This window comes from Roseivirga thermotolerans (genome assembly GCF_014653175.1).
GTDB classification, from domain to species: Bacteria; Bacteroidota; Bacteroidia; order Cytophagales; family Cyclobacteriaceae; genus Roseivirga; species Roseivirga thermotolerans.
In genome coordinates, this window is sequence record NZ_BNAG01000002.1 from 495,386 (window position 1) to 509,657 (window position 14,272).

Annotated in this window: 12 protein-coding genes; 4 read left to right on the top strand and 8 right to left on the bottom strand. The window is 45.4% G+C overall.

Annotated features, from left to right (window positions below; all coding sequences use genetic code 11):
* Positions 1-97: 97 nt before the first annotated feature.
* Complete coding sequence (locus IE164_RS08180; RefSeq protein WP_189629723.1) at positions 98-1,231, top strand: linear amide C-N hydrolase; 1,134 nt, start codon at positions 98-100, stop codon at positions 1,229-1,231.
* Between the two features lie 325 nt (positions 1,232-1,556).
* Here the strand turns inward: IE164_RS08180 and IE164_RS08185 are convergent, their stop codons facing one another.
* Complete coding sequence (locus IE164_RS08185; protein ID WP_373298978.1) at positions 1,557-3,044, bottom strand: S10 family peptidase; 1,488 nt, start codon at positions 3,042-3,044, stop codon at positions 1,557-1,559.
* A 10-nt stretch (positions 3,045-3,054) separates the two neighbouring features.
* The gene (locus IE164_RS08190; protein ID WP_189629724.1) at positions 3,055-6,156 is read right to left on the bottom strand and encodes a WD40/YVTN/BNR-like repeat-containing protein; all 3,102 of its coding nucleotides are present in this window, start codon (positions 6,154-6,156) and stop codon (positions 3,055-3,057) included.
* Between the two features lie 146 nt (positions 6,157-6,302).
* On the opposite strand from IE164_RS08190, the gene IE164_RS08195 reads away from it, so the two are divergent.
* Positions 6,303-7,256: a DUF6268 family outer membrane beta-barrel protein gene (locus tag IE164_RS08195; protein ID WP_189629725.1), complete on the top strand. Its 954-nt coding sequence runs from the start codon at positions 6,303-6,305 to the stop codon at positions 7,254-7,256.
* A gap of 64 nt (positions 7,257-7,320) precedes the next feature.
* On the opposite strand, the gene IE164_RS08200 is transcribed toward IE164_RS08195, so the two are convergent.
* Positions 7,321-8,616, bottom strand: coding sequence for a D-alanyl-D-alanine carboxypeptidase (locus tag IE164_RS08200; protein WP_189629726.1), 1,296 nt, complete (start codon positions 8,614-8,616; stop codon positions 7,321-7,323).
* The gene (locus IE164_RS08205; RefSeq protein ID WP_189629727.1) at positions 8,609-9,304 is read right to left on the bottom strand and encodes a nitroreductase family protein; all 696 of its coding nucleotides are present in this window, start codon (positions 9,302-9,304) and stop codon (positions 8,609-8,611) included. Before IE164_RS08205 ends, IE164_RS08200 begins: the two co-directional genes overlap by 8 nt.
* A 253-nt stretch (positions 9,305-9,557) precedes the next feature.
* On the opposite strand from IE164_RS08205, the gene IE164_RS08210 reads away from it, so the two are divergent.
* The gene (locus IE164_RS08210; RefSeq protein ID WP_189629728.1) at positions 9,558-10,250 is read left to right on the top strand and encodes a DUF2490 domain-containing protein; all 693 of its coding nucleotides are present in this window, start codon (positions 9,558-9,560) and stop codon (positions 10,248-10,250) included.
* A 23-nt stretch (positions 10,251-10,273) separates the two neighbouring features.
* On the opposite strand, the gene IE164_RS08215 is transcribed toward IE164_RS08210, so the two are convergent.
* The 4 genes from IE164_RS08215 to IE164_RS08230 form a co-directional block, all read right to left on the bottom strand.
* Positions 10,274-10,525, bottom strand: coding sequence for a VF530 family protein (locus IE164_RS08215; protein WP_189629729.1), 252 nt, complete (start codon positions 10,523-10,525; stop codon positions 10,274-10,276).
* Positions 10,526-11,125: 600 nt separating this feature from the next.
* A complete protein-coding gene (locus tag IE164_RS08220) occupies positions 11,126-11,719 on the bottom strand; it encodes a hypothetical protein (RefSeq protein WP_189629730.1) in 594 nt (197 codons plus the stop codon).
* 16 nt (positions 11,720-11,735) lie between these two features.
* Positions 11,736-12,512 (bottom strand): ABC transporter permease, encoded by a 777-nt coding sequence (locus IE164_RS08225; RefSeq protein ID WP_189629731.1) that lies wholly within the window; start codon positions 12,510-12,512, stop codon positions 11,736-11,738.
* Positions 12,512-13,429 (bottom strand): ABC transporter ATP-binding protein, encoded by a 918-nt coding sequence (locus tag IE164_RS08230; RefSeq protein ID WP_189629732.1) that lies wholly within the window; start codon positions 13,427-13,429, stop codon positions 12,512-12,514. Before IE164_RS08230 ends, IE164_RS08225 begins: the two co-directional genes overlap by 1 nt.
* Positions 13,430-13,606: 177 nt before the next feature.
* On the opposite strand from IE164_RS08230, the gene IE164_RS08235 reads away from it, so the two are divergent.
* Positions 13,607-14,272, top strand: a complete 666-nt coding sequence (locus tag IE164_RS08235) for a TetR/AcrR family transcriptional regulator (RefSeq protein WP_189629733.1) — start codon at positions 13,607-13,609, stop codon at positions 14,270-14,272.

The following is a 14,272-nucleotide window of genomic DNA, read 5'->3' on the forward strand; positions in this document are numbered from 1 at the left end:
TCTTGATACTTCTGCCCAATTTTTTGATCAGACAGTCTGTTCATTGAAGCGAATCTGTTTAATACTCTAAATAAATATTCACAACAAACCAATTACTATGTGTACAACATTTTACATGCCGTTCAAGAATCACCGCATTAGCGGAAGAACTATGGATTTTGAGAATATGCGCGATGCAGCATATCTGTATTTTATGCCGAAACACGAGGATTACATGCCCTCAGGAATTAGAAAAGTGTTATCGGAAATTGGAATAAACTTATATGAACAGGATGGAGGAAGTCGCTATTCTTTTATAGGGGTTGCGAATGAATGGGGCTCGAAACAATGGCACACTCAGACAAGGGTTTTTGCCGATGGATTGAATGAATGTGGAATAGCCGTTTCTATGCAATGGTTGCCCGGCTCTGAGTTTCCTTACAGTCCGCAAGATAAAGAGAATAATACCCTTTTCTTGAGCTGGTATTTGGCTAGCTTTATTCTGGGTAACATCGGCAATTTGGACGAGTTGAATGGGCTTTTTGCCCCTAAAGGCCCGTTAAAAGTGTTTGAGCTCGAAATCGGTATTGAAAAGAAGAAACTGCCATTCCATTTCAATGTGCAAGATGTAGATGGTAACAGTGTGGTTATTGAGTTTATTAACAAAGAGGTCAAAATCTACGATAGTAGAGACAAAGAGCATAACCCTTTTTTACATGCCTCAGGAGCTTTGACTAATTATCCCCCATATGATGAACAAGTGAAGAACTACCAGTCTTTTCTACTACAGCATGAAGGCATAGGACCAACTAATAGGCAAAAGGGTCAGAATGATCCGCAAGAAGTGAATGGGAGTGGGCTACTCGGTATGCCGGGAGATGGAACGCCAATTTCCAGATTCATAAGAACTCATTTACTTATGGAAACAGTCTATAACGATCCTATTGAAAATATGGACGCAATAGGTGCTACTATACAGATGTTGGGAAATGTGGCCGTGCCTATAGGTACCGTTGCACCGCATGAGCATCCGGATGAAGTGGGAGACTCAACTCTATGGAGTGCTGTGCGAGATCACAAGAACCTTAAGTATTACTATTTTGACCAGCACAATAATCAGCTGAGGATGGTTGACTTGGGAACCTTGATGAAAAGCAATGATGCCAAAATAAAGTCTACACCACTGGAAACAAATGAACTTTGGTATATCGATGAAACTTCCAAGCTGAAAGAAAGACAGAAGTCAGTGTAAAATTTAGCTTAAAGTGCATTATGCTATTTTGCTTGTGACTTTAGAGGCTATGAAAAAGAGCAATTAATACATTGTAAGTATGAAGTAGCACGATGTAATTTATAACACTAAAAAAGAGGGTATTTCAAAACTTCAAACTGATCATCTGAACTTGTCTACCGAGACAGGTAGGCGCGTTCAGGGTGATGCTTGCTTAGCTTTTTAAATACCCTCTTTTAGGTTCGTTATCTATGAGTCTTTGCGATTGGAGCTAGAAGACTTCAGGCTTTAAGCCCCAAGTTATGGTTTAGAAAGCCCAAGCTCTACCACCCCCAATCAAGGCTTCCTAATACTTGGCCGGAGTACCGGCAGGAGGTATGCTCTTGCGAATAAACTCACGAATATCTTCATTGGCTTTCTCCAGATCTTCCGCTCTAAGGTACATCATGTGTCCACTTCGGTAACCCTTAAAGCTAAGGCGGTCTTTCAATTTACCACTTGGGTCTAAGTGCCACATGTTGTATTTGGCATTGTAATATGTAGTAGCTCCATCGTAATAGCCCGACTGGGTCATTACATGCAGGTAGGGGTTCATGGCCATGGCCTGCCGCAGGTTCTCACCCGTATTGTCTCCGCTTCTATCCCAAGGGCTTACCGGACCGAACATGTTGTATTTAATATCGGTTTTGTAATTGAGCACATTAGGGAAATAGTAGTTAATGGCCGGGGTAAAAGAGTGTAACCAACTGGTGAGCTCCGAATTGAAGTCAGGACTTGTCCCTGCGTCCATTCGGTCGATACCCTTATATCGGGAATCCAGTCGTCCTACAGTGAATCCTTCGTGCCTGAGCAAATCTTTCCAGAAGAAATTCTCCGGTACATCCAGGTTATGTTGTCTTACCACTTCTTCATCGAGACCGGAGTATCGGGCGAACATGCGAATGGCTTCGTTCTTTTCGCTATCACTGGCCCAGGCACCTTTGGCAATCACCGGAAGTAATTCGTTTTGCGTGTATTGCTCCGACATTTCCAGTACTTCCAGCAGGTCTTTGCTCTGCAAGTCAGAAGGTAGCTGTTTGTGATACCAGGCTGCAGCGGTATAGTACGGAAGTCTGTTGGCCATTTCTACAGGGCCACTACGGTCGATACCCAATTCGGTAGGCGATACTAATATAACCCCGTTCAGGTACATCCAGTGGCTGCTTTGCAGGCGATATGCCAGGCCGGACACCCGCGTGGTTCCATAGCTTTCGCCAATCAGGTATTTTGGAGAGTTCCATCGGTTGGTTCTGCTCACAAAGGTATTGATCCACTCAGCCAGGTAGCTGATGTCTTGATTTACTCCGAAAAACTGACGTCTGTCGGCTTCCGGGTCCACGATTCGAGAATAGCCCGTATTCACAGGGTTTACAAACACAATGTCAGCCACATCCAGAATGGAGTGGGGGTTGTCTTTCACACCATAGGGTTGAATCGGGTAGCCTTCGTCATCAATCCTGAGAATTTTAGGTCCGGTGTAGGCCAGGTGCATCCACACAGAGGCCGAACCTGGTCCACCATTGAAGCTGATGACCAGAGGCCTACGGTCTTTGTCCGTGACATCTGTTCGTTCATAATAAGTATAGAAGAGGGTGGCCACCGGTTTACCGGCATCGTTCCACACGGGTTGTGTGCCGGCAGTAGCTTCATACTGAACTTTTTTACCTTTAATGGTTACCGCATGCAGGCTTTTAACGGCCGATTCTATTGGGATATGTCTTTCGAACTCCTGGGCACTCAGACCAAGGCTAAAGAGTACCAAAAGAGCTATTGTCCATAGTTTCATTGTTCTCATAGTGTTGAAATTAATCTAAGGTGTATCTGAATTCTCGTTTTAAGCCTCTGTTTAATTGAGGAATAGTGTTTTTAATGATTTGCTGGGTTTCATTGGCCAGTTTTGGCAGCATTGAGTAGTAGTAATCAAATTGCGCCTTCTGGTCGCCTGTCCAGGGGCCAATCCATCCACTCGACTCATAATAGAGTGAGCGCACCCTACTGAGCAGTTCACCATAACGGTCGTTGAGTTGGTGAATGGCTTTTGCAGCGTCTTCATTGTAGCTTACCTTTTCTCTATCCAGTTTGTTCAGGTGCCAGCCCATTTGTTGGGCCGGTAGCATACCATCAATCACGGCTTCGTATAGTTTTCCTATTTTGAGCAATGAGGCATGCCATTCCTTTTGCACATTGATGCTCACGTCTAGTCGAGGGTCGTTTTTAACCCTAAAGGTTTGCTCTATTACCTTACCGTCATAAGATAATCTTGCTTTGTAAAGCCCGGGAATTACCTCCGGTCCGCCAAGGCCGAATCCTCGACCCCTTCGGTTACTGTTTGGATCGGAGTTCATGGCTTTGAAGTCTGGTCCACGGAAATTCCAGTAGGTCCGGTGAATTCCTGCTTTGCCGGAGGTGTTTACTTCGGCCAGTTCGTTGCCGGCCATATCATGAATGGTGAGTTTGAGCTTTCCGGCATCAACAGAGTCGCGCAAGTAATAGTCAATGGCTGCTCCGTAGCGCGGATTTTCTCCACGATAATACATGTCGCCTGTATGTGCTCCACCAATGTTTCGGTTAACCATTTCTGCATCGGCAATGCTAAAGAGTGCCATTTTTTGATGCCATTGAGAGCCAATTTCCTGCAAAGCCGAGAGGTTATCGAGAATCCAAACCCCTCTGCCATGCGAGGCCAAAATCAGGTCGTTATCTCTGGGGTGAATTACCAGATCATTGAAGGGGAGGGTAGGCATATTGTTTTTAAGCTCCACCCAATTCTTGCCTCCATTAAAACTAACAAATAAGCCAAGTTCAGTGCCCAGGTATAATAAATCAGAGTTTTTAGGATCTTCGCGCAGTACCCGGGCCACCCGGTTGGCCGGAAGGTCGCCTGCAACAGACTCCCAGGTCTTTCCACCATTACTCGTTTTATAGATGTAGTTGTTGAAGTCGTTGTTTCTGTAGTTGTTAATGGCCACATAGGCTGTACCGGTATGGTGCGAAGATACTTCAATGGTGTTGATCCATGAGTCTTTTGGCAAACCGGGAAGTTTATCGCTTACAATTGTCCAGGTGTTACCATCGTCTGTAGAAACCTGTAGTAATCCATCGTCAGTACCGGCATACAGGTGTCCGGCAACAAACCGGTCTTCGGCAATTGCGGTCAGGGTAGGATAGTAGGGTATACCGTCATCGAGCGAATGGGTAGAGGTATCCGCTCTTTGTCCCATAATGGTGAGCTCTCTGCGGTTGACACGGGTGGTGAGGTTACCCAGGCTTTTCCAGGTAGCTCCTCCGTCAGTGCTTTTCCAAAGCTGGTCGGTTCCAGCATATATTGTGTTGGGGTCGTGGTAACTCAGGAAGAACGGGCCGTCCCAGTTGGCTGGTGCCATGGCGTTGCCGAGTTCGGGCTCGGGAATACCGGGCCCCCAAGCATCCCAGTTTCGTCTGGCACTTATGTGTCCTCTGGGGTCTCCCGGACGAATGCTTTGTCGCTGACCGTTTTTCATGTTAAGTCTGGATAAGCCCAGATACTGCGATTCGGTATAAACAATGTCAGGGTCGGTAAGGTGGGGAAGGTTCAAAAAGCCGTCTCCGCCTCCTAGTTTTTTCCAGTCTTCGTTGAGAATGCCCGCACTTCGGTAGGTTTCAGAAGGGCCTACCCAGCTTCCGTTGTCTTGCAAGCCGCCATACACGTTGTAAGGAGTGGCCATGTCTACTGCAACTCTATAGTATTGAGATACGGGAAGGTTGTTAATAAATAGCCAGGTTTCGCCACGGTCGTAGGAGATGCCAATTCCTCCATCATCGCCTTTCATTACATGGCGCGAATCTTTTGGGTTCACCCAAAAAATGCGATCATCTCCATGCAGGGACTGCCGGGCCGGACGGAAGGTTCTGCCAGAATCGCTTGAATAGCTGTACTGGTTCATCATGTATATGCGTGAAGCATCACTAGGGTCAACCAGTGGCTGGCTGGCATACATTGGACGAGGGTTCCAATCACTCATAAACTCCCAGCTCTCGCCTTTGTCTTTCGATCTGTAAACGCCTGCTCTTCTTTCATTATAGGCAGTAGAGGCATTGTATTGATAGCCTTGTTCTACGGAGACATAGACAATGTTAGGGTCTTTACGGAAGATGGAAATTCCAATTCTTCCATAGTCGCCCTCGGGTAGTCCGTTTCTTAGTTCTTTCCAGGTTTTACCTCCATCGGTAGATTTGTGAAGCCCTGAACCCGGTCCTCCACCATCAAAGCCAAAAGGTGTTCTTCTACGTTGGTAGGTGGCGGCATAAACTATTTCAGGGTTCTGCGGGTCCAACGCTACGTCAACTACTCCGGTGTCGTCATTCACATAAATAATTCGGTTCCACGTTTTTCCACCATCAGTGGTTTTATAAAGACCACGCATATTGTTGGGGCCCCAAAGGTGGCCCATTGCAGCCACATAGGCCACGTTGGTGTCGGAAGGGTGCAAGGCAATTCGGCCAATGTGGTGAGAGTCTTTGAGGCCCATGTGTTGCCATGTCTTTCCTCCATTGCTCGATTTGTAAATCCCGTCTCCCCAGGAAGAGCTTTGTCTGTTGGCTCTTTCACCGGTACCTACCCATACTATGTTGGGGTGTTTTTGATGCAGGGCAATGGCTCCAACGGAGTGGGTGTTTTCATTTTCGAAAACCGGCTCCATGGTTACTCCGTTGTTGGTGGTTTTCCATACCCCACCGGTAGCTGTGGCAATGTAGAAGGTATAGGGATCTTCTTCATATACGGCCAGGTCTACCACACGACCACTCATGGTGGCGGGGCCAATGTTTCTAATGTGTAGGCCGGATAAGGTTTGAGAAGTGATTTGAGCCTGCAGTGAGGCGGTTAGAGTAAAAAATAGGCTGAATAAAAGCAGAAGCGTTTTTTTCATTTGGTTTTTTGTTGAATGAGGCCTCAAGATAAAAATTATCGCTTCTGCCAAAGTTCATTTTTTTAAGAGTGGTAGCTAATCTGCGCTAAGCAGGAATTTCGTTTATTTGAAGTCTTGCTTGCTAAAAACTACTAACAACCAAACCTATGCGGAAGTACATTCTGCTAATAGCGGTGCTTAAATGTGTATGCTTTGCTGCTTTTGGGCAGAAACTGATGACTTACAGGCCAAGAGTGTCGGAGGTTACCGTATCTTCTATTGGTAACTACAGTGCCATGGGTCCCGATGGGCTTACCACAAGAATCCAAACCGATAGGCTTTGGCAGTATCGCTTTGGCATTCCGCTGGTGCTTAGAGAGAAAACACTTTTTGGTGTACAGCTTAAGCATACAGAGTTGGCCTATCAGACTTTGTCTCTTTCGGGCACCAACGAACCGCTCTACGAAAAGCTCGATGAGGGCAAACTCTTCAATACGGGCATAAACTTGCTTTATCAACGAACGCTGGAAAACAGTAAACAGCTTATTCTTATTGGAGTGTCTGAATTGGCCAGCAACGAATTCAGCTTGAACCGATTTGCCGGTAGACACTATATATCGGGTATGCTTACCCGGAAACCTAACGAACGGGTTCGCTGGGGCTATGGAGGAGTGGTTAATTATGCACTGGGTGTTTGGAATGTATATCCTACACTATTGTATCACAGGCAGTTGAGGGATAAGTGGTTGCTTGAACTCAATCTACCGGGTAACGCTCAGCTAAGGTTCCACCCAGATAATAAGACGCACATTATAGCAAAATTGGCTTTTGACAACTGGCGATATAATGTAACAGACGCTTTGCAAGACGGGTCGGGTCAATTTACGCTGCAAAGAGCCGATATATATGGTGGGCTAATGCTTGAGAAGCAGCTCTACGATTGGCTTTGGCTGGCCGGTGAAGTAAGCTATCTGAGCAACCTGAGCTTTTTTGTGGCCGAACCCGGAGAGCGATTGCGCAATGCAGTGGAGGAGTTTAAGGTAGATGACAGCACTCAGCTGAAGTTTTCCCTGTTTCTTGTGCCTCCACAAAAGCTTTGGAGTGGCATAAAGGCCAGGTAAGGGCATTGGTACGGCCCCGGCCGGGCGTATTAATTCATGTGAAACACCTTACTTAAAACTAATTTTAGTAGCCGCTTTTTATCTTTTCCAGCATGGTTCCCATGGAGCTGCGAATGGTGCCGGTGGGGGCCGTAAAGTGGTTAACCATAAGTGCAAAGTAAAGCAGCTTGCCTTTGTCAGTGCGAATGTAGCCCGCGAGGCAATGATTATGTCGCAGGGTTCCGGTTTTGGCATACACGTAAGGGCCGTAGCGGCTTTGAAGGGTTCCTGAAGTGCCTCCCTGAGCCATTAAAGGTAAGATGCGCTGTTCACGGAATAAACTCAGCAGGGCAATGAATTCTGAGGGTTTAAACATATTGTAGCGCGAAAGCCCCGAACCATCTACCCATACTAAATCTTCCGGATTGTTGGTTTGTTGTTTCCAGCTATTCACTGCTGCCTCAATGCCCTTTTCTGTGTTTAGAGTATCGCTCATTTGTCCGCTAATCATGAGCAGAAGCTGTTCGGCAAAGAGGTTGTCAGAAGGTTGGAGAGTCCACTTATAAAGACTGTCTGCAGGAACTCCGGGCAGGGTTTGGTAGTACTGTGGACGCTTATTTAAGGCAATGCGTTCAATGGGTTGGCCTACTTCTTTGGCCAGTAAATCGGTAAAAAGAGCATGATTATAATGGAAAGACCTAAGAAGAGTGTCGGGCTCATCCGAATCAGAAAAATCAATCGTAAACTCATTCCACCATTCATCTCTTACCACTCTGTTTCTCCGTGCATTCAGCGAGTCGGTGGTTACTCTAAATCCCTGATGGTAAGGCTGGAGACTATAGGTTTTGTTTTGATTGTTGAGAATAAACCTCACGCTGTTGCCATACAATGGAAATACAGACTTCTCAGCTCCGTAATAGTAAGGGTAGTCGTCCCAGCCCCAACCCGGGCCAAAGCGCGAATCTTTGGTAGGCCGAACCCAGTAGTAAAGCCGTTTGTCAGAGGCTTTTAAGAATTGTATGACGGTAGAATCGGGATGATCCGGATGAAGGGTTAGCGGATAACCTGTGCTCCAAAAAATCAAGGAATCTCCCTTTATTATGTATTCCAAAGCCGGTAATGTGTCGGGCAAGTGCTGCATGGCTCCAAACACCGTAAAGAGTTTGGTTGTAGATGCCGGAGTCATGTGCTTGTGAGCATTCTGCTCAAAAATTGGCTTAGATCGTTCGGGGTCAACCAATGTAAAGCCTATATAGGCGTTTTCGAACCCCGGTAATTCTTGCAGGTCTTTTCGGATTTTGCGCTTGGAATACCGTTGGCCCCAGATGCTCTGGCAGGCCAACAAGAGTAACAAAACCAGGCAGAGTATTCTGCTATTCATAGAACACGGCCATTTCGTCCAGGCTTTTTCTCTTAATGTTGGGCACATAAACCTCATTGGCTTCATAGCCTACAGGAAGGAGCAAATAAGGTCTTTCATTGTCCGGACGGTTCAGGATTTTTTGCAGAAAATTCATGGGGCTTGGCGTATGGGTGAGAGTAACCAAACCCGCATCGTGAATGGCCGTTATGAGCATTCCTGCGGCCAGACCAACCGATTCGTTGACATAATAATTCTGATGTTTAGACCCATCATCATTGTATTCAAATGGTCGTTTGAAAACTATGATTAGGTACGGAGCTATCTCTAGAAAAGGCTTTCTCCAATCCGTTCCCATAGGTTTCAGGTCTTGGAGCCACTCATCGCTCATTCGGTTGGTATAGCTTTCGTATTCTTCCTTTTCAGCAGCTTCCCGGATTTGCTTTTTGAGTTCCGGATTGCTTACCACACAGAAAGTCCAGGGTTGTTTGTGTGCGCCTGAAGGGGCTGTTGAAGCCGATTTAATAATATTTTCGATAACTTCTTTAGGTACCGGCCGATCCGAAAATTCGCGAACAGACCTTCTTGTATCCATCCACTCAAAGAAGTTGCGACTTCTCTGAATCATTTCTTCGGGCTCATAGTGTACATGGCTGTACTCAATGTGCTCATATCCTTCAATTACTTTAACCGCTGGCTGTTTTTCCATAGATAGTCGTTTCTTAGAATTTCGAAGTTAGGGAAAAATTGCTTTTGGCGTGTTTCGTTTTCTTTTGAAATCTAATGCCAAAACTGTGGTAGGTGGGGTGGGATACTTACGTTTTTGTGCTGAATTTGAATAAGGATACTGGCATTGGCATAACAAGGCTGTGCGCAATAGCACAATTCCGTTATTTTCGGCCCCAAACAACATCAATGTTTAAAAAGGGTGGGCTACTTTTGGCCACTGTAAAATTTAAAGAATGAAGAGAGTTATAATTTTCCTGCTAGTTCTGCTTACTTTTTCATCGTTAAAAGCTCAAAACATACCGGGAGACCAATTGGGCGCCTGGTACATGTACTTCTTTAACAAGAAGTTTGGTGACGGCCCTTTTGGTATTCAGGGCGATTATCAGTTCCGTTTTTGGAATGCCGGAAGCGACCTTGAGCAGTTGTTGCTACGCACAGGTATCACCTATACTCCCGAAAAATCGAACGTATTGCTTACTTTGGGGTATGGCCACATCACCACCGGAGAGTTTGGAGATGGTACGAATACTTTCAATGAAAGCCGCATTTATCAGGAGGCTTTGCTTCCTCACCGCCTGGGCAGCAGAGTGCTCCTCACGCATCGGTTTAGATACGAGCAACGTTGGGTAGCCGATCAGAATTTTCGAACCCGATACCGGTACAATATTTTTGTGAATATTCCGCTCAATGCTACGGAGCTGAAGAAGGGCACAACATATATAGCCCTGTACAATGAGTTATTTATTAATGGCCAAAGAGGTATTGGCGATGGAAGAAGCGTACAATACTTCGACCGAAACCGCACGTATGTGGGAATGGGGTATGGTTTGAATGACAAACTGCGTATGCAATTGGGATGGATGAAACAAACCACCAATAACTGGGATAAAGGCCAGGCGCAAATCAGCCTTCATCATAACTGGTAAAGCGTCTATTACTGAAAATATACTTAGAGCGCCCCTGTTTGTTTAAGGTATAGGCGCTCTACTTTTTCTCGTGCCCAGGGAGTTTTTCGCAAAAACTTAAGGCTGGAATTAATGCTAGGATTGCTTTTAAAGCAATTAATGTTGACCTGCTCGGCCATGTGTTCCCAACCCATGTCGGCCACCAAATGCTCAAGTATATGAGCCAACTTTACGCCATGTAAAGGGTTATTGGGCTGGCTCCCAATTTTCTCGTTCCGGGTATATTCAATTGCCATAAAACACAAAGGTAAAGAATTGTGCGAAGTGGTAGTGAAGTTCTGGGCGAAGGCATTTGCTTTTTTGCTGTAGGCTGCTCATCGTTAAAGGTGGCCGAGTTGCATGCTTTTTAAAATAATAATAGGGTTACTTACTTAAGTCGCAAGAAGTACATTTCTGAACCTTGCCTCCATTTGTGTCTTCACAAATGGCTGTTAAAAGACGCTGTGAGGACACAGCTTGTGGCTAGTATACTGGATCTAACAAATGCGATCTAAATGAGTAAGCCTAATTAACCTGAGTTCGATGTACGAAAAGAACGTCATGCCGGAAAAACAGGTCTTAAACTCTCAAAAAGGGCTTTTTTTTCGGTATCTCAACAGAGTCTAAATGAGATTGCGGATATTTTCCTTTGCGTATGTGAAGTTTTCAGAGGAAAATTCCGCAATGACGTCCTAAGAGGGGATATTTTGCTACTTCGTTACATCTAACTCAGGTTAATTAATAAACAAAAAAACCCCAGCTGCAAGCAGCCAGGGCACGATTTGGATGTATGTTATCCCACGTGTGGGATATTAGTAGGACGATTTGTCGTTGGGAATGTTTCCGCTGTTCGCTAATTATTTTTTCTTTTTCCTTAACTGGTTCCAGGCAATACCTCCCAAAGCTAGTGCACATAGTCCCCAGGCTATTTCCAGGTGTACATAGGAGAGAGGTATACTGGCAAGAACAGTCAAAATGCCAATGGCCCAAATCAGGTCGGCTTTGGGGTTACTTCTTCCGGTACTTATCTCGCGGGTAGCCATATGCCTTTCGGCAAAGATGAATCTCAGCTTGGGGTAGTCATAAATCAAAAGCCACAGATTAAGAACAATAAGAAAGGCGTTGACATAAGGAGTGCCCTGCCAGCCAAGAGAAACCGTAACCATGAAAATATTCGAGATCATGGGCAAACACATAATTGCGCCAAGGGTGGCAAAACGATGAGTAAGGAGTAGCAAACCTATGGTTACCTGACTGGCTCCAATAAACCGGGCATATAGCCCAAGCCCGTAGGTCGAAAGTTCATCTTCTAACCAAACAGGGCCAATAAAACCGGGGAAACTATGCTCGAAATACAGTTTGGCCATGCCGGAACTGAAGAAAGTAAGCCCTAAAAAAAATCGAATAACAACGAGTAGTCTGGGCTGATGTTTTTGGAAAAGAGCTATCATATGGCTGAGGTTAATGCTAAATAATTCGTTTACGCTGCGTATCAATGGCGGCAATGGAAAAGACCACCGCGGCCAAAGCCAGACTTAGGTACACCGGTTCCATGTGGCTCCAGAGGCTAAAGTTTTCGGTACCAACCGGCCCGGAAGACAATACATGATAACCGTAGGGGTGATACCTGGCATATTCCCATCCTTGCACCAGAATCATAAACGATACAATGCCACCTACTCCAATACCTAAGGGTAGAATAAGGTTTTTGGTGCGCTGGCTTAAGTAAAAGTGTATGGATCCAAAGCCCAGCGTGGCCAGAAAGATGGTAAAACAATTGCCAAGTAAATGCCACAGATTAAACGGATCGGCAAAACCCAGGTCAGGGTTGGCCAGGTGCACCAGCCAACCAACAGCGTAGGTCATCAGACCAAAGAGCATTAGGCTGCAAAACAACATGGCTATATACACCAGCATTTTGGAGCAGAACACATTCAGTCGGGAAAGCGGCTGAGCATAAATGAGTTTCCATGTGTTGGAGTTAGATTCTATGGTGTTCACAAAGAGTGCTACTATAATCACAAAGAAGGGAAACAGAAAGTTGGCAGGTCCGCTGCTAAACTGCATCAGGTTTTCCCAGGCCGTACCACCCCGGGCAACAATGGCATCGCCTCTTCTTAAAAAGGCAATGAGGTTTATGGCCGGAATAAAGGCCGGGGCCAACAAAACGAACCAAAATACAAAGGTGCTTCGGTACTTATATATTTCTGCAGAAATACCTTTTTTCAATGCTAGAATGGCCATTACTGATCAAGTTTTTTAGTGAGATTAAGAAATATCGATTCGAGATTTTGAGCTGTTGTGCTCAATCCGTATACCTCCAGGCCGGCATCTACCAACAGCTTATTTACATGCGCAATCTCCTGCCGGGATTGAATGGGTAAGATCAGTGACTGCCCGTTTTGTTCGGAAATGGTGAAGTTGCCGGTTTTGAGTACCTGAACAGCGGTGGCCACATGGTTGAGCTCTACCCTGAGCTCTGTTAGCTGGGACCCTTGGCGGAGTCCGTCCAACTTGCCCTGATAAAGCACCTCTCCCTGATCAATAATTGCAACGTCTGTGGCCAGCTTTTCAATTTCTGAAAGTATGTGGCTGGAAAGGAAGATGGTTTTCCCATGTTCGCGATTAAGGCGAATAATTAACTCCCGCATTTCTATAATCCCGCTGGGATCCAGGCCGTTGGTGGGCTCATCCAAAATCAGTAATTCCGGATCAGTCAGTAAGGCAGCCGCTAAGCCTAGCCGCTGACACATACCCAGAGAGTAATGCTTGGCTTTTTTGTCGGCATTATCAACAAGGCGAACAATCCTGAGCACCTCGTCTATCCTGGATACAGGAACGTTCACCATTCTTCTAATTACCTCCAGATTTTGGCGGCCGGTGAGGTGTTTGTAAATACTGGGGTTTTCGATAAGCGCACCTACCTGTTTTAGAATAGCACTGCGGGCTGTTTCATAACTCTTGCCAAAAAGTTTTACACTACCACCTGGCGCATGAAAAAGGTCGAGTAAAATTCTAATGGTTGTGGTTTTGCCTGCTCCGTTGGGGCCTAAAAATCCAAAAATACTACCTGTGGGTACTTGCAGGCTAACATTGCTCAGGGCTTTAAAGTCTTTAAAGTAAAAATTGAGCTCCCGGGTTTCTATGCTGTATGACTCCATAAAAATGGCTGATTTGACAGAATGACGAACCGATGAAGCACTTGGGTAACAAAGACCAGCCAAAAACACAAACGGCTTAGTCCTATCCACCAGAGGAGGTAATAAAAAAACTGTGTTTTAAAGGACACATTCGGCTTAAATCGTCAACCTTTTTCATATAACTGGTGTTAGTGAGGCATGGAAGAATCAAAAGCGGCAAAAGCTACCTCAAAAAAGTCGCCAGACCAGAAAATAAGGGACGGCTACATTGGTCATGTGCTGGAACACGGCAAGGCACCGGCTTCAATTTACCAGTTCATTAAGTCGGTAAAAATTAAGGAAGAAGACTTCTACAACCACTATAACTCGTTCGAAAGCATTGAAAAAGATATTTGGTTGCATTGGTTCAGACAAACAGTAGACACGCTAAAGACCGACCCGGTATATGATGAATATTCGGTACGCGAAAAAATGTTGGCTTTCTTCTACACATTTATAGAGCTACTTAAAACTAACCGTAGCTACATTTTGCAAACGGTGCCGCGCAAAATAAGACCTGAACTTACTCCATACTACCTCACAACCGTACGAAAGAGCTTTAAAGAATGGGTGGGAGAGTTGTTGCTAGAAGGTGAAGAAACAGAAGAGGTACAAAGCCGTCCGTTGATTGGTAAAAGATATGACGAAGCGCTTTGGTGGCAATTTCTATTTGTGCTCGGATTTTGGATTAAGGATGAAAGCAAAGCTTTTGAAAAGACCGATGCCGCTATTGAAAAGTCTGTAAACCTGGCCTTTGATCTTTTGGGGCGGGGCCCGCTCGATGCCATCGTAGACTTTGGCAAATTTTTATTCCAGAACCGTTAA

What these genes read in the sequence shown, in the direction of transcription:
- IE164_RS08235 (WP_189629733.1), top strand. Translation starts at nt 13,607, where the DNA reads ATGGAAGAATCAAAAGCGGCAAAAGCTACCTCAAAAAAGTCGCCAGAC.
- IE164_RS08230 (WP_189629732.1), bottom strand. Translation starts at nt 13,429, where the DNA reads ATGGAGTCATACAGCATAGAAACCCGGGAGCTCAATTTTTACTTTAAA.
- IE164_RS08210 (WP_189629728.1), top strand. Translation starts at nt 9,558, where the DNA reads ATGAAGAGAGTTATAATTTTCCTGCTAGTTCTGCTTACTTTTTCATCG.
- IE164_RS08205 (WP_189629727.1), bottom strand. Translation starts at nt 9,304, where the DNA reads ATGGAAAAACAGCCAGCGGTTAAAGTAATTGAAGGATATGAGCACATT.
- IE164_RS08225 (WP_189629731.1), bottom strand. Translation starts at nt 12,512, where the DNA reads ATGGCCATTCTAGCATTGAAAAAAGGTATTTCTGCAGAAATATATAAG.
- IE164_RS08185 (WP_373298978.1), bottom strand. Translation starts at nt 3,044, where the DNA reads ATGAGAACAATGAAACTATGGACAATAGCTCTTTTGGTACTCTTTAGC.
- IE164_RS08200 (WP_189629726.1), bottom strand. Translation starts at nt 8,616, where the DNA reads ATGAATAGCAGAATACTCTGCCTGGTTTTGTTACTCTTGTTGGCCTGC.
- IE164_RS08195 (WP_189629725.1), top strand. Translation starts at nt 6,303, where the DNA reads ATGCGGAAGTACATTCTGCTAATAGCGGTGCTTAAATGTGTATGCTTT.
- IE164_RS08215 (WP_189629729.1), bottom strand. Translation starts at nt 10,525, where the DNA reads ATGGCAATTGAATATACCCGGAACGAGAAAATTGGGAGCCAGCCCAAT.
- IE164_RS08190 (WP_189629724.1), bottom strand. Translation starts at nt 6,156, where the DNA reads ATGAAAAAAACGCTTCTGCTTTTATTCAGCCTATTTTTTACTCTAACC.
- IE164_RS08220 (WP_189629730.1), bottom strand. Translation starts at nt 11,719, where the DNA reads ATGATAGCTCTTTTCCAAAAACATCAGCCCAGACTACTCGTTGTTATT.
- IE164_RS08180 (WP_189629723.1), top strand. Translation starts at nt 98, where the DNA reads ATGTGTACAACATTTTACATGCCGTTCAAGAATCACCGCATTAGCGGA.